This window comes from Pseudomonas sp. ok266, from assembly GCF_900110195.1.
In the GTDB taxonomy this organism is placed as follows: Bacteria; Pseudomonadota; Gammaproteobacteria; order Pseudomonadales; family Pseudomonadaceae; genus Aquipseudomonas; species Aquipseudomonas neuropathica.
The window spans coordinates 658758-678867 of sequence record NZ_FOCU01000001.1; the positions used below are offsets into that span (position 1 = coordinate 658758).

Below are 20110 nucleotides of genomic sequence, written 5' to 3' on the forward strand. Positions count from 1 at the left end.
CAGCTTTTTTCAGCCCCGAATGGCCATCTGAACCGCACAAAAACGGCGAAAAACCGGGGCGAAAACGGCGCGGCGCTGGTGGACATGAGTGCGTCGGTGTCAGACGCCGTGCGCTCCGACAAAAGCCTGATGATGCGGGCATTCCGGCGGATCGCAGCTTGAGCGTAGCAGCTCCGCCAGCGGGCGCTTCACGCCCCGGACCGGCATCCTCAGGAGCTCTGCAGCAATGGCTATCAGCGTTTTCGACCTGTTCAAAATCGGCATCGGCCCTTCCAGTTCCCACACCGTCGGGCCCATGCGCGCCGCGGCGTTGTTCGTCGAGTCGCTTCGGGACAAGCACCAGTTGGAACAGGTGCGTCGTATAGAAGTGCAATTGTTCGGATCGCTGTCGGCCACGGGCATTGGCCACGGCAGCGACAACGCGGTGATCATGGGTTTGATGGGCGAGTGGCCGGACGCAATCGACCCGTCGCAGATCGGCCCACGTATCCAGGCGCTGCGCGAAACGCACACCCTGCTATTGGATGGTCGCTTGTCGGTGCCGTTTGTCTGGGCACGGGACATGCGCCTGATCGACGAGAACCTGCCATTCCACCCCAATGCCATGACTATCGTTGCCGAGGGTGATCACGGCGAACTGTATCGCGACACCTACTATTCGGTGGGCGGCGGTTTTGTCGTGGATCAAGCGCAGGCGTCCAGCGGAGTGGTCGATCTGGATCGCACTGAGTTGCCCTACGACTTTTCCAGCGCGGTTGAGCTGTTGGAGTTGTGCAAGAAAAACAACCTGCGCGTTGCCGAATTGATGATGGCCAACGAAAAGGTCTGGCGCAGTGAAGAAGAGATCCGCGCCGGGCTGATGAAACTGTGGCGGGCGATGCAGGATTGCGTCGAGCAGGGCCTGAAACACGAAGGCATTCTGCCCGGCGGACTGAATGTGCGTCGGCGCGCGGCGAAGTTGCATCGCAGCCTGCAGGAACTGGGTAAGCCCAATGTGATCGGCTCGACGCTGAGCGCGATGGAGTGGGTCAACCTGTTCGCTCTGGCGGTTAATGAAGAAAACGCGGCGGGCGGGCGCATGGTCACGGCGCCGACCAATGGCGCGGCGGGCATCATTCCGGCGGTGTTGCACTACTTTATGAAGTTCAGTGAAGCGGTGACTGACGCCAACGTGGTCGATTACTTCCTCGGTGCAGCGGCGGTGGGGATTCTGTGCAAGAAGAATGCTTCGATCTCGGGCGCCGAAGTGGGTTGCCAGGGCGAAGTCGGTTCGGCGTGTGCGATGGCGGCGGCGGGGCTGGCGGAGATTCTTGGTGCCACGCCGGAGCAGTTGTGCAACGCAGCGGAGATTGGTCTTGAACACAACCTTGGGCTGACTTGCGATCCGGTCGGTGGCCTGGTGCAGGTGCCGTGCATCGAGCGTAATGCGATTGCCGCGGTCAAGGCGATCAACGCGGCGCAAATGGCATTGCGTGGCGATGGTCAGCACTTTATCTCGCTGGATCGGGTGATCCGCACCATGCGTGATACCGGCGCTGATATGCATGACAAATATAAAGAGACATCGCGTGGTGGATTGGCGGTCAGTGCGGTTGAGTGCTGAGACCGAGTCGCCTCCATCGCGAGCAGGCTCGCTCCCACAGTAGATCTCCAGTGAACACAAAATGTGTGAACGCCAGGGTCCAATGTGGGAGCGAGCCTGCTCGCGAAGGGGCCAGACCAGTCAAAATTGCTCATCAAGTGAACACAGACAATAAATCACGCCACCTTTTAGCGCGTCGCAAACAGATAAGAGTCTTTCCCAGCTGTTACATGCATTCAGCACCCCCTACCGTCCGTCACCCGTGCTTGCGGTGACACTCCCCACAAACTGCGCGCAGGCCAGTTCCCACAAGTGCTACCGATTTGCTCACACCCTTGGGGGCAGGGCGCTCAGCAACGCTGATGGCACTTCGAAACACCTTTCGTCGGACGGCTCGTATAGACACGTCGCGACGTCGTTTTCAGGAGTTATTGAACAGCCATTCAATTTTAGGCATGGCAATTGCTCTGTCATAACAAAGCCCGTCTCCCACGCGAGAACGCTGGCAATAACAAGAGCCTCCGCCTGAGGCCATCACCCGCTTTGTGTGAGGAGATACCGCGATGACGTCGTTCAACTCCGGGGCCCAACCCCAGAACCGTGCGCCTCAATCCATCGGCTTTCTGCTGCTGGACAATTTCACGCTGATTTCTCTGGCGTCCGCAGTAGAACCCCTGCGCATGGCCAACCAATTGTCCGGTCGCGAGCTGTATCGCTGGAGTACCCTCACCGTCGATGGCGGCCAGGTGTGGGCCAGTGACGGTCTGCAAATCACGCCAGACGCCTCCATGCACAAAGCCCCGCCACTGGACACTGTGATTGTCTGCGGCGGCATCGGCATTCAACGCACTGTTACCCGTGAACACGTTTCCTGGCTGCAAAGCCAGGCGCGTCAGTCCAAGCGTCTCGGCGCGGTGTGCACCGGCAGTTGGGCTTTGGCCTGCGCCGGGTTGCTCGATGGTTTCGATTGCAGCGTGCACTGGGAATGTCTGGCGGCGATGCAGGAAGCTTTCCCGCGCGTGGCCATGAGCACCCGTTTGTTCACCCTCGACCGTAACCGTTTCACCAGCTCCGGCGGTACCGCGCCGCTGGACATGATGCTGCACCTGATCAGTCGCGATCACGGCCGTGAACTGTCCGCCGCGATCTCGGAGATGTTCGTCTACGAACGTATCCGCAACGAACAGGATCACCAGCGTGTGCCGCTCAAGCACATGCTCGGCACCAACCAGCCGAAGCTGCAGGAAATCGTCGCGCTGATGGAAGCCAACCTCGAAGAGCCGATCGACCTCGATGAACTGGCGGTGTACGTCGCCGTGTCGCGTCGACAGCTGGAGCGCCTGTTTCAGAAATACCTGCACTGCTCGCCGTCCCGTTACTACTTGAAGCTGCGCCTGATCCGCGCCCGGCAGTTGCTCAAGCAAACGCCGATGTCGATCATCGAAGTGGCGTCCGTGTGTGGTTTCGTCTCGACGCCGCACTTCTCCAAGTGCTATCGCGAATACTTCGGCATTCCGCCGCGTGACGAGCGCGTAGGGTCCAACACCACCCAGCAAGTGGCGATGCTGCCGCTGCCGCAGGCCATCGTGATGTCGCCGCTGTCGGGGCCGATGTCGGCGTTGAGTCAGGCGCGCAATGAATCGACGTTTGCCAGCGTAAGGCTGTAGACCGAGTCATCGTTCTTCGCGAGCAGGCTCGCTCCCACAGTAGGAATGCATTCCAATGTGGGAGCGAGCCTGCTCGCGAATGGATTTATCAGGCGCTATGGCTTTGCTGATAGTCCGCCAATGCCGGCAACAACTGCTTGTCGATCGCCTGACGTACGCACGGCAGAATCGTCGCGCTGCTGGTGTACATCTCCTTGACCATTCTGCGCAGTTCATTTGCCCGAGCCTTATCCAAGCCACGCACCGCGCATTCGCAAGCCTGCTCGGCCGTTGAACCGCTCGGCACCTGGAAACCCAACGCCTTGAGCTGGCCCAGCAAATCTTCCTGATCGATCAAATCGGCATACATCATGACGCGCATCCTTCTTCGGTAACGGAGGTCGTGGCTCGATTCTGGTAGCCATGCGGGAGCACGGCAAGGGCGATTTGTCGCAGTGGCTGCGACGGCTATGAACAGGTCGTTTTCGGCTAACTCGCCGCTCAAGGGAGTGGGCACACTGAACTCAGCTTGCAACACGAAGGTTTGGTCACCCTCGCTTGGCAGCTCCTCAACAGTAGCTTGAGCCCCGATCCAGTCACGGCTGGTATCGGGGCTTTTTTTGCCTGTGAATCAGTCAGAGATTTGTTGTTCCCGCTGACGCTATCGCGAGCAGGCTCGCTCCCACAGGTGACCGCGTTCATTCAGGGGAATGCGATTAAATGTGGGAGCGAGCTTGCTCGCGAAAAACGATGACGCGGTCTACCGCTGCAACACCAGAATCCGCGACAACAACTCATCCCGGTCGACGTAGCAGCCCTGAAAATGCCGCGCCCCGGTCGCCGGATCGAAGGCATTACGCGCGTGCAACGTACGGCGATTATCGAAGCACCACAGCTCACCGGAATTAAGCCGCTGCATCAGCCGAAACCGTGGCTCACGGGTCATCGCAATAAACCGCCGATAAGCCCGATACAACCGTGGCATCTGCTCTACCGAGGTATCGAACGCTCCGCGCAGAAAGTTTGCCATGCGGATTTCCGCCACGCGTCCCAAGGCGTCCAAAGCGATGATCGGCGCCAGGCAGCGATAGTCGCTATGGCGATCCTTGTTGCGAAACTCCACCGGTATTTCACACAGTGCCTGAAACGATGCAGGGTCTTCACTGCGCAACGCATCGGCAATCGCAAAACCGTCGACAAAAATACTTTCGCCACCCTCGGCGTCATTCACCAGGCAATGCAGAAATTGCAGCCCCGGTTGCAGCTCGCGTGTCGGTAGATCGGTGTGCAACGGCAGGTTGAAAGCGGTGTACGCATTGCTGTCAGCATCGGCTTTGGATTGCACGTTGAACAGCACACCGAAGTTGCTCTCGCGAATGAAGGAAATGCGTTGCGCGATGAGCTTCAGTGAACCGGACTCGGTGGGCACGCCGCGTACTTGCGTCAGGCCGATGTCGCGTACGGCGAGCAGCCATTGCAGCAGGGCGGCGTTGTCGTTCATCAATGCCGCGTATTCGAACACTGGCAACTGCAGATCGCTGCGCCACAGATGAGACTTAGGTTTGCCGGCCAAGCGTTCGGCGCGGGATTCATCGTCATAGGCATGAGCGCGCAGCCAGCCGGGATCAAAACGGCTGAGGTGACCGTCCCGCCAGTCGATGCGCAGGCAGCCGCCGGTATCGATATCGGCGGCGGCAGGCCTGAGGTCTTCAGCGGCATCGACAATCTCGAACACCTGCTCGCGGGTGACGTTGTAGACGCACTGTGGACACGGGCAGTTGTCCCGCAACCAGACATGGTGGAACGGGCTGACGCGACCGTCAGCCCATTCAATGGCAACGCGATCCGCCAGGGTCTGCACGCCACCGAGCGCGCTGATCAACGGATAAGTACGGAAATCGGCAACAGCGGCAGCGGTGTGCATGGCGGCTCCTTGAGATCGATGGATTACCTGGCGGGTGGCAGTGCGATAACGCGGCCGATGTAAGCGGGAGCGGGCAAGTCTTGCTGATCGGCGACGATGCTTTGCAGGCGGCTCAGGGTGTCCGTGCTGAACGGTGCCGAACGCGGGCCGGCGAGATCGACGTGCAACAGCATCTGTTCGTTGCCGGCCAGTTCCTGTTCCTCACCGACCTTGTACAGGCTGTGATAGAGGTGCAGGCGTTTGCTGTCGTGACCGATGATTTGCGTGTGCACCTCGACTTCGCTGTCGAGCTTCACTTCGTGCAGATAGTTGAGGTGCAGTTCAAGGGTGAACAGCGAGTGGCCGCTGGCTTCGCGGTTGTTGCTGTCCATGCCGAGGCGATCCATCAGGGCGTCGGTGGCGTAGCTGAAAATCAGCAGGTAGAAGGCATCGCGCAGGTGGCCGTTGTAGTCGACCCAGTCGGGGATGATTCGGGTTTGGTACGTGGTGAGCTGGGGCATGGTTTGGGTTCCGGCAGTTAGGTGGTCTTCAAGATCAAAAGCTACCCCCTCACCCCAGCCCTCTCCCCCAGGGGGAGAGGGGGAAGGGAGTGGATCGGGGGCCTTTCAAAACTTGAGTTCGGCTCGATAGATCAAGTCGGCGTAGCTCGAAAAAAACACCGCGGTCAGTCCCCTTTCCCCAATGGAGGAGAGGAGAAAGGGTGCTGATCTTCAAGCGTTTCAAGTCCTGAGTTCGGCTCGGCGGTGCAGGTCGGCGTAGCTCGAACATTCAACTCGGTCAGTCCCCTCTACCCCTGGGAGAGGGCTAGGGTGAGGGCAGCGGTTTGACGCGAACGCATTACTCGCTGAACGCCATCCCATGCTTTTCCTTTGTGGTCTTCACCGCCTCAAGCACCGCCAGCAAGCAATCATCACGATAGCGCTCCAGTGCCGAAATGCTGTGACGACCAAGCTGATCACTGGTGCCATCAACCACATCATCAATCAACTTGTCAGTCAGTTCCGGCGCCGGCAGATAGGTCCACGGCAACTGCAACGCCGGGCCGAATTGCGACATGAAGTGGCGCATCCCCGCATCACCCCCGGCCAAGGTATAAGTCAGGAACGTACCCATGAACGACCAGCGCAGGCCGGCGCCAAAGCGGATCGCATCGTCGATCTCGCCAGTGGTCGCGACACCATCGTTGACCAGGTGCAGCGCCTCACGCCACAGCGCTTCAAGCAAGCGGTCGGCGATAAACCCCGGCACTTCTTTGCGCACGTGCAGCGGACGCATGCCGAGGGATTCGTAGACTTTCATCGCTGCCTGAACGGCCTCGGGCGCGGTGTTCTTGCCACCCACGACTTCGACCAACGGCAGCAGATAAACCGGGTTGAACGGGTGGCCGACCACGCAGCGTTCAGGGTGCGTTGAGCTCTCGTAGAACTCACTTGGCAGCAGGCCCGAGGTACTCGAACCGATCAACGCATTGGGCTTGGCCGCGGCGCTGATTTTGCTGTGCAGATCGAGTTTCAGTTCCAGGCGTTCCGGGGCGCTTTCCTGAATGAAATCGGCATCGCGCACGCACTCCTCGATGGTCGCGACAAAGCGCAGACGATCCTGCGAAGCGCCCGGTGCCAGACCGTTTTTTTCCAGCGCGCCCCAGGCGTTGGCCACGCGTTTACGCAGCGCCGCTTCGGCGCCGGGCGCCGGGTCCCAGGCGATCACATCCAGGCCATGGGCGAGGGCGCGGGATACCCAGCCACTGCCGATGACACCGCTGCCCAGCGCGGCGAAGGTTTTGATTTCGGTGATAAAGCTCATGGTGATTTCCTGAATAGTTCGGCGATCAACTGTGGGAGCGAGCTTGCTCGCGAAGGGGGCGGTACATCCGCAGTATCTTCATCAGCAGATCCATCGCATTCGCGAGCAAGCTCGCTCCCACAGGGTTTTGAGGTGAGTTCGTTAGCCGCGCTGGGTCAGGCCCATTTTCTTGCGGCCCTCGGCCGGGGTCAGCACCCGGGCGCCGAGGCGGCTGAGGATTTCGGTGGCGCGTTCGACCAGTTGGCCGTTGGTCGCCAGCACGCCTTTGTCCAGCCACAGGTTGTCTTCCAGCCCCACCCGCACGTTGCCGCCGAGCAGCACTGCTTGCGCGGCCATTGGCATCTGCATGCGGCCAATGCCAAACCCGGCCCACACCGCATCGGCGGGCAGGTTGTCGACCATGGCTTTCATCGTGGTGGTATCCGCCGGCGCGCCCCACGGGATGCCCAGGCACAGCTGGAACAACGGGTTATCGAGCAGACCTTCCTTGATCATCTGCTTGGCGAACCACAGGTGACCGGTGTCGAAAATCTCCAGCTCGGCCTTCACGCCCAGCTCGGTAATGCGCTTGGCGCCGGCACGCAGTTGCGCCGGTGTGGAGACGTAAATGGTGTCGCCATCGCCGAAGTTCAGCGTGCCGCAATCGAGGGTGCAGATTTCCGGTAACAGCGCTTCAACGTGAGCCAGACGAGTCAACGGGCCGACCAGATCGGTATTCGGGCCAAACTCCATCGGGTTCTCGCCAGCGCCGATTTCCAGGTCGCCGCCCATGCCGGCGGTGAGGTTGACGATGATGTCGACGTCGGCCTCGCGGATGCGCTCCATCACTTCGCGGTACAGCGCCACGTCACGGCTGAACTTGCCGGTCTGCGGATCGCGCACATGGCAGTGCACAACCGTGGCGCCGGCCTTGGCCGCTTCCACCGCAGCAGCAGCAATTTGTTTCGGGGTGACCGGCACGTGCGGGCTCTTGGCGGTCGTGTCGCCAGCACCGGTGAGTGCGCAGGTGATGATGACGTCGTGATTCATGGTGCGGTTTCCTTCAGGCGTGATGGGTCTGTCCGCAGCCCTTTTCGGGGCTGCGAGCTTCGTCCGGTTCCCTCTCCCCTTGGGAGAGGGCTAGGGTGAGGGGCTTTTAAATGAGAGGGTTATTTGCTGGTCAGTTGCAGGTTTTCAGCCGCCGGTTTGCCATCGAACGTCGTCACACCTTCCAGCCAGCGCTGCTTGTCTTCGGGGTGATCCTTGAGCCATTGCTTGGCCGATTCGAAAGCGTCCTTGTGGTCGAGCAGCGGCTGCATCATCCGGCTCTCGTCCTCGGCGGTGAACGTCAGATTGGTTAGCAGGCGACCAACGTTCGGGCACTGCTCGGCGTATTTCGGCGCGGTGACGGTCCAAACCGTGGCCATACCTTCGTTAGGGCCGAGGGCGTCGTCGCTGCCGGTCAGATAAGTCATCTTGACGTTGACGTTCATCGGGTGCGGCGCCCAGCCAAAGAAGACCACGGCCTCTTTGCGGCGCACAGCACGGTCGACGGCGGCGAGCATGCCGGCCTCGCTCGACTCGACCAACTGGAACTTGCCGAGGCCGAACTGGTTCTTGGCGATCATCGCCTTGATCTGCGTGTTGGCGCCCGAGCCTGGCTCGATGCCGTAGATCTTGCCGCCCAGTTCTTTTTCAAACTTGGCGATGTCGGCGAAGGTTTTCAGGCCCTTGTCGGCCAGATAGGTCGGTACGGCGAGGGTCGCGCGAGCGTCTTTCAGGCTTGGTGCTTCAAGAACTTTGACCTGATTGGCATCGACGAACGGGGTGATGGTCTGGGTCATCAGCGGGTTCCAGTAACCGAGGAACAGGTCCAGGCGCTGATCGCGGATCCCAGCGAAGATGATTTGCTGGGACGCGCTGGTTTGTTTGGTGTTGTAGCCGAGGCCGTCGAGCAGGACCTGGGTCATGGCACTGGTGGCGATCACGTCGGTCCAGTTGACCACGCCCATGCGTACGTTCTGGCATGACGCAGGTTCGGCCGCCATGACGCTGGCGCTCAAGAAAGCGGTACCGCTGAGTGCAAGAACACAGCTGCTGATCAGTCGTTTCATGTCGGGTTCCTCGGCAGGTGGTTTATTGTGGTTTCCGGCGTCTGATGCGCCGGTGATGCCAAGTTACGCAGCTATACGCCCATGAAAGCGCACTGCGGCGACTGGCATTTGCACTGTAGCGACCTGTGCGCTTGAACGCTGACGACAATCGGCGTATCAACGAGCCACGCTCCCCTCCCTCTCGTTACCCGCGAATCGAGTGCGCCCATGTCCCAGGATTTCTACTTTCTGCTGATGCCGGGGTTCTCCGCCATCGGCTTTATTTCGGCGATCGAACCGCTGCGCGTGGCCAACCGCTTTCGTGGCGAGCTGTACCGCTGGCATGTGCTCAGCGCCGACGGCGGGGCGGTGCTGGCAAGCAATGGCATGTCGGTCAACGCCGATGCGGCGCTGGAGCCGCTGAAGAAAGGCGCGACGCTGCTGGTGGTGGCCGGGTTTGAACCGCTGAAGTTCGCCACGCCAACCCTTGAACACTGGTTGCGGCGACTGGATAACGAAGGCGTGACCCTCGGTGCTATCGACACCGGCAGCTTTGTCCTCGCTGAAGCAGGTCTGCTCGACGGTCATCGCCTGACCCTGCACTGGGAAGCCATCGACGCGTTCAAGGAATCTTATCCAACGCTCAGCGTGACCCAGGAACTGTTCGAGATCGACCGCCGGCGCATCACCTCGGCGGGTGGCACGGCTTCCATCGATTTAATGCTCGATCTGATCGCCCAGGCTCATGGGCCGCAACTGGCGATTCAGGTCAGCGAGCAGTTTGTGCTGGGGCGCATCCGTCCGCGCAAAGATCACCAGCGCATGGAAGTCGCCACGCGTTATGGCATCAATAACAAGAAGCTGGTTCAGGTGATCGGCGAGATGGAGCAGCACAGCGAACCGCCGCTGACTACTTTGCAATTGGCAGAATCGATCAAGGTCACGCGGCGGCAATTGGAGCGCTTGTTTCGGCTGCACCTGAACGATACACCGAGCAATTTCTATCTCAGGTTACGGCTGGAAAAAGCCCGGCAGTTATTGCGCCAAACCGACATGAGCGTGCTCGAAGTCAGCATCGCCTGCGGCTTCGAATCACCGTCCTACTTCACCCGCAGCTACCGGGCACGCTTCGCCCGCTGCCCGCGTGAAGACCGCCGTACCGCCCAGGCCTGATCTTGAGACCAGCAAATAAACCTGTGGGAGCGAGCTTGCTCGCGAATGCGGTAGAGCATTCAAAAAAACTGTCGACTGACACTCCCTCTTCGCGAGCAAGCTCGCTCCCACATGGATTTACTGTGATTTCGGAAATCGGGTTACTTCTTCATTAACGCCGAACACGCCGCTTTATAAGCCTCATGCTGATACTTGTTCAACGTCCCCGGCAGCTCGAAATTATGCTTCTTCGCCTGCGCATTGATCGTCTGCGGCGACAACAACGTCACCTCGCAACCATCCAGCAACTGCAAAATCCCCTCAATCTTGAACGTCGTCGGGCCACCGGCAAACTCGCCCTTCTTGCTGCGCTTCTTGATCGCAATCCGGTCAACCGAATTCTCCCGCACAAACGACGCCACCTGCGCCGCGAACAGCTTCACGTTGGCCGCGTCGTCATCGTCTTCGAGGGCAATCTTCTTGGTGGCGAGGGGAACGTGGCTCAGGTTCGAACCGTCGAGAGCGGCCACGGCGATGATCGCTTCGCTGCCTTTGATTTCGATGCCGCAGATGTTCATGGGGAATTCCTTGAAGTGAAGAGGGCAGCTTACAGCTCTAGCTGATTGGCGGTGATGCCGAACGCCGACGCAATTTTCTCACGCGTAACCTTGCGAGGCTTGGCGACTGTTTCCTGCTGGGCAAACGCCGGTTGCGAAATACCCATGCGTTTGGCGACTTCTTCTTGAGTCAGGTTGAGGTGTTCGCGCCAGGCACGGATCGGTGTTGCCCCATCGACCATCCGACTGACGACCTCATGGGGAATCAGGTCGGGCTGCATTTTTTGCGCAACGTACTGCGCGTAAGGGATGACGACGAAGGCGGGGTTGCCCTCGGCGTCGTTGATGATTTGGATATCTGTGGGTAACTTCATATTAGGAGAAATATAAGTCTTTTATAAGATTTCAGAATCTTTGCTTATATTTTTCCCAAAGCCAATCAACAAGTTTGACCGCATGTTGCGAGAAGTCAGGATCACTCCTGCCCAATCGACTCCAAAAACTCCGACCGTTCATCACTCATCCGCGCCACGCAGTCATTCTGCGCAATCGTAAAGGCCTTGCTGCCAGCGGTCGCCGGAAACGCTTCCACCGCACAATCCGCGTCCCGCGTCTTCAACCACTGCTGCTGAGCCGTCTTGATCTTGGCGGTAATGTCCGCCAATTGCGTCGGGTTCTTGCCATACACAGTCTGCATGCGCTCGTTGAGGCTGGCGTAGTTGTCCTTGAGCAGGTCTTCGGCGGTGGTGCGGCTATAGGTCGAGCATTCCAGGGTCTGGACGTCGTTTTCGACGGCGTCGCACGGGTTGTTGTCGGACTCTTCAGCGGCGTGTACGCCGGTCGCAAGCAAAGCCAAAGCCAGGAAGATCGATTTCATTGTTGTCGCCGCTCTAATCCAGTGGTGTTTCCAAGATGCTGGAGATTCTGGCTCAAGCTTGCGGGCTTGAACAGGTAGCTGATCGGAGCGTCTGGCGACCCTTTGTCGCGGATTGACGCTTTCGGCAATTCCCCTGTCGTTTTTGCACCCGGTCGCCCCGGCACCGAGGCATATGCTGGCCCCAAAGCGCCGGCAGACGATTCGGCGCATGAATTGCCAATAAGGGGACGCCTGATGAGCCCAGCCGAATTACACGCCGACAGCATCGTTATCGACGGTCTGATCATTGCCAAATGGAACCGCGAGCTGTTCGAAGACATGCGCAAGGGCGGTCTGACGGCAGCCAACTGCACTGTGTCGGTGTGGGAAGGCTTTCAGGCGACCGTGAACAATATTGCCGCCAGCCAGAAGCTGATCCGCGAAAACGGCGACCTGGTGATGCCGGTGCGCACCACCGCCGACATCCGTCGCGCCAAGGAGCAAGGCAAGACCGGCATCCTCTTCGGCTTCCAGAATGCTCACGCGTTTGAAGACCAGATCGGCTATGTCGAAGTGTTCAAGCAGCTCGGCGTCGGCATCGTGCAGATGTGCTACAACACCCAGAACCTGGTCGGCACCGGTTGCTATGAGCGTGACGGCGGCCTGTCGGGTTTCGGTCGCGAGATCGTCGCCGAGATGAACCGCGTCGGCGTCATGTGCGACCTGTCCCACGTCGGCTCGAAGACTTCCGAAGAAGTCATCCTCGAATCGAAAAAACCGGTCTGCTATTCCCACTGCCTGCCGTCGGGTCTCAAAGAGCACCCGCGCAACAAGTCCGATGCAGAACTGAAGTTCATTGCCGACCACGGCGGTTTTGTCGGCGTAACCATGTTCGCGCCGTTCCTCGCCAAGGGCATCGATTCGACCATCGATGACTACGCCGAAGCGATCGAATACACCATGAACATCGTCGGCGAAGACGCCATCGGCATCGGCACCGACTTCACCCAGGGTCACGGCCAGGACTTCTTCGAATACCTGACCCACGACAAGGGCTACGCCCGCCGTCTGACCAGCTTCGGCAAGATCATCAACCCGCTGGGCATCCGCACCGTCGGCGAGTTCCCGAACCTGACCGAAACCCTGCTCAAGCGCGGCCATTCCGAGCGCGTCGTGCGCAAGATCATGGGCGAAAACTGGGTCAACGTCCTGAAAGACGTCTGGGGCGAGTAACGCTGACTCAAGACCGCCGCCGATCTGCCCCCTCTCCTGTGGGAGAGGGCTGGGGTGAGGGCAGCGGTCACCACTGAATCCACTATTTTTCTGGAGTTAAGTTTCCATGGCCAAGATCGCCCCGCAATTGCCAATCGAAGTCGACAGCGAAACCGGTGTCTGGACCTCCGACGCCCTGCCGATGCTCTACGTACCGCGTCACTTCTTCGTCAATAACCACATGGGCATCGAAGAAGTTTTGGGCGCCGACGCCTACGCCGAAATCCTCTATAAGGCCGGCTACAAATCCGCCTGGCACTGGTGCGAGAAAGAAGCTGAATGCCACGGCCTGGAAGGCGTCGCGGTGTTCGAGCACTACATGAAGCGCTTGTCGCAACGCGGCTGGGGTCTGTTCAAGATCCAAGACATCGACCTCGACAAAGGCACCGCCAGCGTCAAGCTCGAACACTCGGCATTCGTCTATGTGTACGGCAAGGTCGGGCGCAAAGTCGATTACATGTTCACCGGTTGGTTTGCCGGGGCCATGGATCAGATTCTTGAGGCTCGCGGCAGCAAGATTCGCACCGTCGCCGAGCAAGTCTACGGTGGCTCCGAAGAAGGCCACGACGACGGCCTGTTCACCGTCAAGCCGTTGTAAGTCGAGGAACCCGCCATGGCTTTCGAAGCAATGTTCCAGCCGATCCAGATCGGCAAACTGACCATCCGCAACCGCGTGCTCAGCACCGCGCACGCTGAGGTCTACGCAACGGACGGCGGCATGACCACCGACCGCTACGTCAAATACTACGAAGAGAAAGCCAAGGGCGGCATCGGCCTGGCGATTTGCGGCGGCTCCTCTGTGGTCGCCATCGACAGCCCGCAGGAATGGTGGAGCTCGGTGAATTTGTCCACCGACCGCATCATTCCGCATTTCCAGAACCTGGCCGACGCCATGCACAAGCATGGCGCCAAGATCATGATTCAGATTACCCACATGGGCCGGCGCTCGCGCTGGGACGGCTTCAACTGGCCGACGCTGATGTCGCCCTCGGGCATCCGTGAACCGGTACACCGCGCCACCTGCAAAACCATCGAGCCGGAAGAAATCTGGCGAGTGATTGGCAACTATGCCCAGGCGGCGCGCCGGGCCAAGGCCGGTGGTCTCGACGGCGTTGAACTGTCGGCGGTGCACCAGCACATGATCGACCAGTTCTGGAGCCCGCGCGTCAACAAGCGTACCGACGAATGGGGCGGCACCTTCGAAGGCCGGATGAAGTTCGGTCTGGAAGTGCTGAAGGCTGTGCGCGCCGAGGTCGGTGACGACTTCTGCGTGGGCATGCGTCTGTGCGGTGACGAGTTCCACCCGGACGGCTTGTCCCACGAGGACATGAAGCAGATCGCCAAGTATTACGACGACACCGGCATGCTCGATTTCATCGGCGTCGTCGGCTCGGGTTGTGACACCCACAACACCCTGGCCAACGTGATTCCGAACATGAGTTATCCACCGGAGCCGTTCCTGCATCTGGCCGCCGGAATCAAGGAAGTGGTCAAGGTGCCGGTGCTGCACGCACAGAACATCAAGGACCCGAACCAGGCCACACGGATTCTTGAGGGCGGTTACGTCGACATGGTCGGCATGACCCGTGCGCACATCGCTGATCCGCACCTGATCGCCAAGATCAAGATGGGCCAGATCGATCAGATCAAACAGTGCGTCGGCGCCAACTACTGCATCGACCGTCAGTATCAAGGCCTCGACGTGTTGTGCATCCAGAATGCCGCGACCTCCCGCGAATACATGGGCGTGCCGCACATCATCGAGAAATCCACCGGGCCGAAACGCAAGGTTGTGATTGTCGGTGCCGGCCCGGCCGGGATGGAAGCGGCACGCGTTGCTGCCGAACGTGGCCACGACGTGACCCTGTTCGAGAAGAAGGAATTCATCGGCGGGCAGATCACTACCGCATCGAAAGCGCCGCAGCGTGACCAGATCGCCGGTATTACCCGCTGGTTCCAGCTGGAACTGGCGCGGCTGAAAGTCGATCTGCGTCTGGGCACGGCGGCTGATGCCGAGACCATCATGGACTTGCGTCCGGACGTGGTGGTGCTGGCGGTCGGCGGGCATCCGTACCTGGAACAGAACGAACACTGGGGCGCCGCCGAAGGGCTGGTGGTCAGCAGTTGGGACGTGCTCGACGGCAAGGTCGCGCCGGGCAAGAACGTGCTGGTCTACGACACCATTTGCGAGTTCACCGGGATGTCGGTTGCCGACTTCCTCGCCGACAAGGGCAGCCAGGTCGAGATCGTCACCGACGACATCAAACCGGGCGTGGCCATCGGCGGTACGTCGTTCCCGACCTACTACCGCAGCATGTACCCGAAAGAAGTGATCATGACCGGCGACATGATGCTGGAGAAGGTCTACCGCGAAGGCGACAAACTGGTCGCGGTGCTGGAAAACGAATACACCGGCGCCAAAGAGGAGCGGGTGGTCGATCAGGTGGTGGTGGAGAACGGCGTGCGTCCGGATGAAGAAATCTACTACGCGCTCAAAGAGGGTTCGCGCAACAAGGGCCAGATCGACGTTGAAGCGTTGTTCGCGATCCAGCCGCAACCTTCGCTGAGCACCACCGGCGACGGCTACTTGCTGTTCCGCATCGGCGACTGCGTGGCGCAGCGCAACACCCACGCCGCGATCTATGACGCGCTCAGACTGTGTAAAGACTTCTAAAGGCTTGCACACAACCCTGTGGGAGCGAGCTTGCTCGCGAAAGCGGTGGATCAGTCGACATCGATGTTGAATGTCAGTCCGCCTTCGCGAGCAAGCTCGCTCCCACAGTGACCGAGTAAGGCAACTCGACCTGCAAGACCCTGCGGTCTTTGGGAGCTTCACCTATGTTGAACACCCTTCTTCCAATCCTGTTGTTCGCCGCCCTGGGCCTTGGTGTCCTTGGCGCGTTGCGACGGGTAGCGATGTGGCGCCGGGGCCGGGCCTCGAAGGTCGATCTGATCGGCGGCCTGTTCGCCATGCCCAAGCGCTACATGGTCGACTTGCACCATGTCGTGGCGCGGGACAAATACATCGCCAACACCCACGTGGCCACGGCCGGCGGTGCGGTGGCGTCGATTGTGCTGGCGCTGCTGGTGCATGGTTTTGGCCTGCACAATCGCATCCTCGGTTATGCCTTGCTGCTGATGACGGCGGTGATGTTCGTCGGTGCGATCTTCGTTTATCTGCGTCGGCGCAACCCGCCGGCGCGGCTGTCGAAAGGCCCGTGGATGCGCCTGCCGAAAAGCCTGCTGGCGTTCTCGGCGTCGTTCTTTCTGCTGACCTTGCCAGTGGCCGGAATTCTTCCGGTGAACTTTGGCGGCTGGATACTCGCGGTCATCCTCGGGATCGGCGTGTTGTGGGGCGTGTCGGAACTGTTCTTCGGCATGACCTGGGGCGGGCCGATGAAACACGCCTTTGCCGGTGCCTTGCACCTGGCCTGGCACCGTCGCGCCGAACGTTTTGGCGGCGGCCGTTCCACGGGTTTGAAGCCGTTGGATCTCAGTGATCCGTCAGCGCCGTTGGGTGTTGAGAAACCCAAGGATTTCACCTGGAACCAGTTGCTCGGTTTCGACGCCTGTGTGCAGTGCGGCAAGTGCGAAGCGGCGTGCCCGGCCTTCGCCGCCGGCCAGCCACTGAACCCGAAAAAACTGATTCAGGACATGGTCGTCGGCCTCGCTGGCGGCACCGATGCCAAGTTCGCCGGCAGTCCGTACCCCGGCAAACCAATTGGCGAGCACAGCGGCGATCCCCATCAACCCATCGTCAACGGTCTGGTTGACGCCGAAACCCTGTGGTCATGCACAACCTGCCGTGCCTGCGTCGAGGAGTGCCCGATGATGATCGAGCACGTCGATGCCATCGTCGACATGCGCCGTCACCTGACCCTGGAAAAAGGCGCAACCCCGAACAAGGGCGCCGAAGTCCTCGAAAATCTGATCGCCACCGACAACCCTGGCGGTTTTGCACCGGGCGGTCGGATGAACTGGGCGGCGGATCTGAACCTCAATCTGCTCAGTGAAAAGAAATCCACCGACGTGCTGTTCTGGGTCGGCGACGGTGCCTTCGACATGCGTAACCAGCGCACCCTGCGCGCGTTCGTCAAAGTACTGAAAGCGGCAAAAATCGACTTCGCCGTGTTGGGGCTGGAAGAACGTGACAGCGGTGACGTGGCCCGTCGTCTGGGCGATGAAGCGACCTTCCAGTTGCTCGCCAAACGCAATATCCAGACCTTGGCCAAATACAGCTTCAACCGCATCGTCACCTGCGATCCGCACAGTTTCCATGTGCTGAAAAACGAATATGGCGCCTTCGACGGCAACTACCTGGTGCAGCACCACAGTACCTACATGGCGGAAATCATTCAGGCCGGTGCGCTGAACCTCGGTCAGCACAAAGGCAACAGCGTGACCTATCACGACCCGTGCTACCTCGGTCGTTACAACGGCGAGTACGAAGCGCCGCGCGAGGTGCTGCGTGCCCTCGGCATCGAGGTCAAAGAGATGCAACGTTCCGGCTTCCGCTCGCGTTGCTGCGGCGGCGGTGGCGGGGCGCCGATCACCGACATTCCGGGTAAGCAACGGATTCCTGATATGCGCATGGAAGACATCCGCGAGACCGGCGCCGAACTGGTGGCCGTGGGTTGTCCACAGTGCACGGCGATGCTCGAAGGCGTGGTCGAACCGCGTCCGCTGATCAAGGACATCGCCGAACTGGTGGCCGACGCGCTGCTCGAAGACGCCGCGCCGAACAAGCCTGCCACCCCGGCCAAACGTGAACCTGCGGAGGCCCATTGATGAGCGACATTATCCGCCGCGACCCACGCGCCGAATGGATTGCGCGTAACCGCCTGCATCCGCTGCACGCGGCGATGCAACCGGCGCAACACAGCTGGATGGGCCCCAACGGCATCATCCGCAAGAATCTGCATGGCATCGGTTTTATTGGCCCCAACGGCATCAAACGGATCGATCGCAGCGGCGCGCAACAGGGCGGGGCGGTCAAACGTTCGGCCACGGTTGAAGTGCAATTGCCGCTGCATCAGGTGCCGGCCCCGGCGTTCTATATCAGTGTGGTGCCGGACATGGTCGGCGGCCGCCTGAGCAGCCACGATCGCGACTTGCTCGGCCTCGCTCACCAGCTCGCCGGCAATGACGGCGCGGTGCTGGCGGTGGTCTTTGGCGAGCACAAGGAAAACGCCTTCGCCACGGCAGGCGTCGATCGCTTGCTGGTGCTCGAAGGCGAAGCCTTTAGTGGTTATGCACCGGAGCAACGCGTGCAAGGTTTGCGCGCTGTGGATAACCAGTTCAACCCGCGTCACTGGCTATTGCCTGACAGTCGCAGCGGTGGCGGCGAACTCGGCCGGCGTTTTGCCGCTGCACTGGGCGAGCGCCCGGCCACGCGGGTCTGGCAGGTCAAGGATCAGGAGTGCATCGGTCGTGCCGGTGCGGGTCTGCAAGACCTCGCCCGTCCGTTCGCACGGTTGATTCTGGCCGCCGCTGAATGCGCCGAACCGGTCAGCGAAACCCGTCATGAAGCGTTGCCGGTGGAGTTATCCACAAGTGTCGCTCGTAGCCTGTCGCGGATTGAAGATCTCGGCGCCGTGGCGGTCGACCCGGCAGCAATTCCTATGGCCGAAGCGGAGTTCATTTTCTCCGGCGGCAACGGCGTCAAGGACTGGGCGCTGTTCCACGAAACGGCGGCGGCACTCGGCGCTACCGAAGGCGCGTCGCGGGTGGCGGTGGACGATGGCTTCATGGCCCGTGATCGTCAGGTTGGCGCGTCCGGCACCTGGGTTACCGCGCGGGTGTATGTCGCGGTGGGGATTTCCGGGGCGATCCAGCACCTGCAAGGCATTGGTGCCTGTGACAAGGTGGTGGCGATCAACCTCGATCCGGGTTGCGACATGATCAAGCGTGCCGACCTCTCTGTGATCGGCGAGAGCGCAGAGATTCTTCAGGCGTTGATCGAGGCGGTGGCGGCTTACCGCAACGAAGCCAAGCGCGATGCGGCTTAAGGAAACGCTATGAACACGAAAGTAATCAGTCTGGTTTCAATCGGCGCTCACCCTACTTCCGGGCGGCCACGCCGCGCTGATCAGGACGCGCGCGCCGTGGAACTGGGTTTGCAACTGGCAGGGGATAACTTGCAAGTGCTGCATGCCGGCGACGTTGCGGAGCCGGCCTTGCGCGCCTATCTGGGCATGGGGCTTGAGCAGATGCATGTGCTGGAGCAACCGGCTGGTGCCGATGCGCTGCCGGCGCTGACCGCGTATCTGCGTGATGCCGGTGCGCAGGTGGTGCTGACCGGCAGCCAGGCGGAAACCGGCGAAGGTTCGGGGATGTTGCCGTTCTTGCTGGCGGAAGGTCTGGGCTGGCCGCTGGTGGTGGGACTGGCGCAGGTCGAGTCGATCAACGACGGCTCGGCGCTGGTGCTGCAAGCGTTGCCGCGCGGGCAGCGGCGCCGGTTGAAAGTGAAACTGCCGTTTCTGGCGACTGTGGATAACGCCGCGCCGAAACCTCGGCAGAGTGCTTATGGACCGGCGCGACGCGGGGTTTTGCAGGCTGAAGATGTGGAAGTTGTGGACGATGAGTTGTTGTCGGTTGCCACCCTGCAACCCGCCAAGCCACGGCCGAAACGCTTGAAGGTGATCAAGGCCAAGAGCGGGGCGGACCGGATGAAAGCCGCGACGGCCAAGGCCAGTGGGGGCGGGGGGCAAGTGCTCAAGGGTGTTACCCCTCAGGCCGGTGCTGAAGCGATCCTCAAGTTGCTGATTGAAGAAGGCGTTGTCCGCTGAAAAGCCCCTCACCCTAGCCCTCTCCCAGAGGGAGAGGGGACCGACCGAGTGGTATTGGCTAATTACATCGACCTGCGATTGCGCGGTGACCTTGGCTTGGCCAAGCCTGAGATCGCAATGTTCGTTCAGGTCGATGGAGTTCAAATAGGCGATTCGGTCGGCTCCCTCTCCCTCCGGGAGAGGGCTGGGCGGGCGGCGTTCCGATGAGGGTAGGCGGTTTACCCACAATCCCTGTTGGCGGATCTGTGGATAACGTGTTCGCCCATCCCTGCACCCCGCGCCAATCAAGCCCTACAGCCCTCCGATCAAAAAACAACCAGCCTAAGTCACGGATTTTCAGGGCTTTTTCGGCAGGATAACTCAGCAAGTTGCCCCCAATCTCTGTTGGCGCTTCTGTGGATAAGATGTTCGCTATCCGCTGCGACCCATACAGACCGTGGCTTTCAAAGATTTGATCA

The 20110-nt window shown here is 60.4% G+C and carries 18 protein-coding genes; 9 read left to right on the forward strand and 9 right to left on the reverse strand.

The genetic code is table 11. The features are described from left to right. The first annotated feature begins 226 nt into the window (after positions 1-226). Both BMY54_RS03115 and BMY54_RS03120 read left to right on the forward strand, forming a co-directional pair. A complete protein-coding gene (locus tag BMY54_RS03115; RefSeq protein ID WP_093429888.1) occupies positions 227-1603 on the forward strand; it encodes an L-serine ammonia-lyase in 1377 nt (458 codons plus the stop codon). A 542-nt stretch (positions 1604-2145) separates the two neighbouring features. Further along, positions 2146-3249: a choline metabolism transcriptional regulator GbdR gene (locus BMY54_RS03120; RefSeq protein WP_007949927.1), complete on the forward strand. Its 1104-nt coding sequence runs from the start codon at positions 2146-2148 to the stop codon at positions 3247-3249. An 88-nt stretch (positions 3250-3337) separates the two neighbouring features. Here BMY54_RS03120 and BMY54_RS03125 read toward each other — a convergent pair whose 3' ends face one another. The 6 genes from BMY54_RS03125 to BMY54_RS03150 form a co-directional block, all read right to left on the reverse strand. After that, a complete protein-coding gene (locus BMY54_RS03125) occupies positions 3338-3601 on the reverse strand; it encodes a hypothetical protein (RefSeq protein ID WP_093429889.1) in 264 nt (87 codons plus the stop codon). Positions 3602-3988: 387 nt separating this feature from the next. Beyond that, the gene (locus BMY54_RS03130; RefSeq protein ID WP_093429890.1) at positions 3989-5152 is read right to left on the reverse strand and encodes a gamma-butyrobetaine dioxygenase; all 1164 of its coding nucleotides are present in this window, start codon (positions 5150-5152) and stop codon (positions 3989-3991) included. Between the two features lie 23 nt (positions 5153-5175). Then, complete coding sequence (locus BMY54_RS03135) at positions 5176-5652, reverse strand: thioesterase family protein (RefSeq protein WP_093429891.1); 477 nt, start codon at positions 5650-5652, stop codon at positions 5176-5178. Between the two features lie 337 nt (positions 5653-5989). Continuing rightward, complete coding sequence (locus BMY54_RS03140) at positions 5990-6955, reverse strand: L-carnitine dehydrogenase (protein ID WP_093429892.1); 966 nt, start codon at positions 6953-6955, stop codon at positions 5990-5992. Between the two features lie 141 nt (positions 6956-7096). Next, entirely contained in the window at positions 7097-7984 is an 888-nt protein-coding gene (locus BMY54_RS03145) for a 3-dehydrocarnitine:acetyl-CoA trimethylamine transferase CdhC (RefSeq protein WP_093429893.1), read from the reverse strand. Between the two features lie 119 nt (positions 7985-8103). After that, complete coding sequence (locus BMY54_RS03150; RefSeq protein ID WP_093429894.1) at positions 8104-9048, reverse strand: choline ABC transporter substrate-binding protein; 945 nt, start codon at positions 9046-9048, stop codon at positions 8104-8106. A gap of 207 nt (positions 9049-9255) precedes the next feature. Between BMY54_RS03150 and BMY54_RS03155 the strand changes: the two genes are divergently transcribed. Next, on the forward strand, positions 9256-10200 hold the full coding sequence (locus BMY54_RS03155) for a GlxA family transcriptional regulator (protein WP_093429895.1): 945 nt from the start codon (positions 9256-9258) through the stop codon (positions 10198-10200). Positions 10201-10340: 140 nt separating this feature from the next. Here BMY54_RS03155 and BMY54_RS03160 read toward each other — a convergent pair whose 3' ends face one another. The 3 genes from BMY54_RS03160 to BMY54_RS03170 all read right to left on the reverse strand — a co-directional run bounded on the left by BMY54_RS03160 (position 10341) and on the right by BMY54_RS03170 (position 11613). Then, on the reverse strand, positions 10341-10757 hold the full coding sequence (locus tag BMY54_RS03160) for a DUF3010 family protein (protein WP_093429896.1): 417 nt from the start codon (positions 10755-10757) through the stop codon (positions 10341-10343). A gap of 29 nt (positions 10758-10786) precedes the next feature. Next, on the reverse strand, positions 10787-11110 hold the full coding sequence (locus BMY54_RS03165) for a helix-turn-helix domain-containing protein (RefSeq protein WP_093429897.1): 324 nt from the start codon (positions 11108-11110) through the stop codon (positions 10787-10789). Between the two features lie 101 nt (positions 11111-11211). Next, on the reverse strand, positions 11212-11613 hold the full coding sequence (locus BMY54_RS03170) for a lysozyme inhibitor LprI family protein (RefSeq protein WP_093429978.1): 402 nt from the start codon (positions 11611-11613) through the stop codon (positions 11212-11214). A gap of 234 nt (positions 11614-11847) precedes the next feature. Between BMY54_RS03170 and BMY54_RS03175 the strand changes: the two genes are divergently transcribed. From BMY54_RS03175 to BMY54_RS03200, 6 genes are all read left to right on the forward strand, one after another. Further along, complete coding sequence (locus BMY54_RS03175) at positions 11848-12825, forward strand: dipeptidase (protein ID WP_093429898.1); 978 nt, start codon at positions 11848-11850, stop codon at positions 12823-12825. Positions 12826-12931: 106 nt separating this feature from the next. Then, on the forward strand, positions 12932-13462 hold the full coding sequence (locus tag BMY54_RS03180; protein ID WP_005792152.1) for a DUF5943 domain-containing protein: 531 nt from the start codon (positions 12932-12934) through the stop codon (positions 13460-13462). 15 nt (positions 13463-13477) lie between these two features. Continuing rightward, entirely contained in the window at positions 13478-15538 is a 2061-nt protein-coding gene (gene dgcA / locus BMY54_RS03185) for a dimethylglycine demethylation protein DgcA (RefSeq protein WP_093429899.1), read from the forward strand. A gap of 164 nt (positions 15539-15702) precedes the next feature. Next, positions 15703-17652 carry a dimethylglycine demethylation protein DgcB gene (gene dgcB, locus BMY54_RS03190; protein WP_093429900.1) on the forward strand — a complete coding sequence of 650 codons (1950 nt, stop codon included), beginning with the start codon at positions 15703-15705 and terminating at the stop codon, positions 17650-17652. After that, positions 17652-18872 (forward strand): electron transfer flavoprotein subunit alpha, encoded by a 1221-nt coding sequence (locus BMY54_RS03195; protein ID WP_093429901.1) that lies wholly within the window; start codon positions 17652-17654, stop codon positions 18870-18872. The genes dgcB and BMY54_RS03195 overlap by 1 nt, the downstream gene beginning before the upstream one ends. A 9-nt stretch (positions 18873-18881) precedes the next feature. Then, a complete protein-coding gene (locus BMY54_RS03200) occupies positions 18882-19652 on the forward strand; it encodes an electron transfer flavoprotein subunit beta (protein ID WP_093429902.1) in 771 nt (256 codons plus the stop codon). Positions 19653-20110 lie beyond the last annotated feature (458 nt).

What these genes read in the sequence shown, in the direction of transcription:
- BMY54_RS03135 (WP_093429891.1), bottom strand. Translation starts at nt 5,652, where the DNA reads ATGCCCCAGCTCACCACGTACCAAACCCGAATCATCCCCGACTGGGTC.
- BMY54_RS03165 (WP_093429897.1), bottom strand. Translation starts at nt 11,110, where the DNA reads ATGAAGTTACCCACAGATATCCAAATCATCAACGACGCCGAGGGCAAC.
- BMY54_RS03130 (WP_093429890.1), bottom strand. Translation starts at nt 5,152, where the DNA reads ATGCACACCGCTGCCGCTGTTGCCGATTTCCGTACTTATCCGTTGATC.
- BMY54_RS03160 (WP_093429896.1), bottom strand. Translation starts at nt 10,757, where the DNA reads ATGAACATCTGCGGCATCGAAATCAAAGGCAGCGAAGCGATCATCGCC.
- BMY54_RS03180 (WP_005792152.1), top strand. Translation starts at nt 12,932, where the DNA reads ATGGCCAAGATCGCCCCGCAATTGCCAATCGAAGTCGACAGCGAAACC.
- BMY54_RS03140 (WP_093429892.1), bottom strand. Translation starts at nt 6,955, where the DNA reads ATGAGCTTTATCACCGAAATCAAAACCTTCGCCGCGCTGGGCAGCGGT.
- BMY54_RS03200 (WP_093429902.1), top strand. Translation starts at nt 18,882, where the DNA reads ATGAACACGAAAGTAATCAGTCTGGTTTCAATCGGCGCTCACCCTACT.
- BMY54_RS03115 (WP_093429888.1), top strand. Translation starts at nt 227, where the DNA reads ATGGCTATCAGCGTTTTCGACCTGTTCAAAATCGGCATCGGCCCTTCC.
- dgcA (WP_093429899.1), top strand. Translation starts at nt 13,478, where the DNA reads ATGGCTTTCGAAGCAATGTTCCAGCCGATCCAGATCGGCAAACTGACC.
- BMY54_RS03145 (WP_093429893.1), bottom strand. Translation starts at nt 7,984, where the DNA reads ATGAATCACGACGTCATCATCACCTGCGCACTCACCGGTGCTGGCGAC.
- BMY54_RS03125 (WP_093429889.1), bottom strand. Translation starts at nt 3,601, where the DNA reads ATGATGTATGCCGATTTGATCGATCAGGAAGATTTGCTGGGCCAGCTC.
- dgcB (WP_093429900.1), top strand. Translation starts at nt 15,703, where the DNA reads ATGTTGAACACCCTTCTTCCAATCCTGTTGTTCGCCGCCCTGGGCCTT.
- BMY54_RS03195 (WP_093429901.1), top strand. Translation starts at nt 17,652, where the DNA reads ATGAGCGACATTATCCGCCGCGACCCACGCGCCGAATGGATTGCGCGT.
- BMY54_RS03155 (WP_093429895.1), top strand. Translation starts at nt 9,256, where the DNA reads ATGTCCCAGGATTTCTACTTTCTGCTGATGCCGGGGTTCTCCGCCATC.
- BMY54_RS03120 (WP_007949927.1), top strand. Translation starts at nt 2,146, where the DNA reads ATGACGTCGTTCAACTCCGGGGCCCAACCCCAGAACCGTGCGCCTCAA.
- BMY54_RS03175 (WP_093429898.1), top strand. Translation starts at nt 11,848, where the DNA reads ATGAGCCCAGCCGAATTACACGCCGACAGCATCGTTATCGACGGTCTG.
- BMY54_RS03170 (WP_093429978.1), bottom strand. Translation starts at nt 11,613, where the DNA reads ATGAAATCGATCTTCCTGGCTTTGGCTTTGCTTGCGACCGGCGTACAC.
- BMY54_RS03150 (WP_093429894.1), bottom strand. Translation starts at nt 9,048, where the DNA reads ATGAAACGACTGATCAGCAGCTGTGTTCTTGCACTCAGCGGTACCGCT.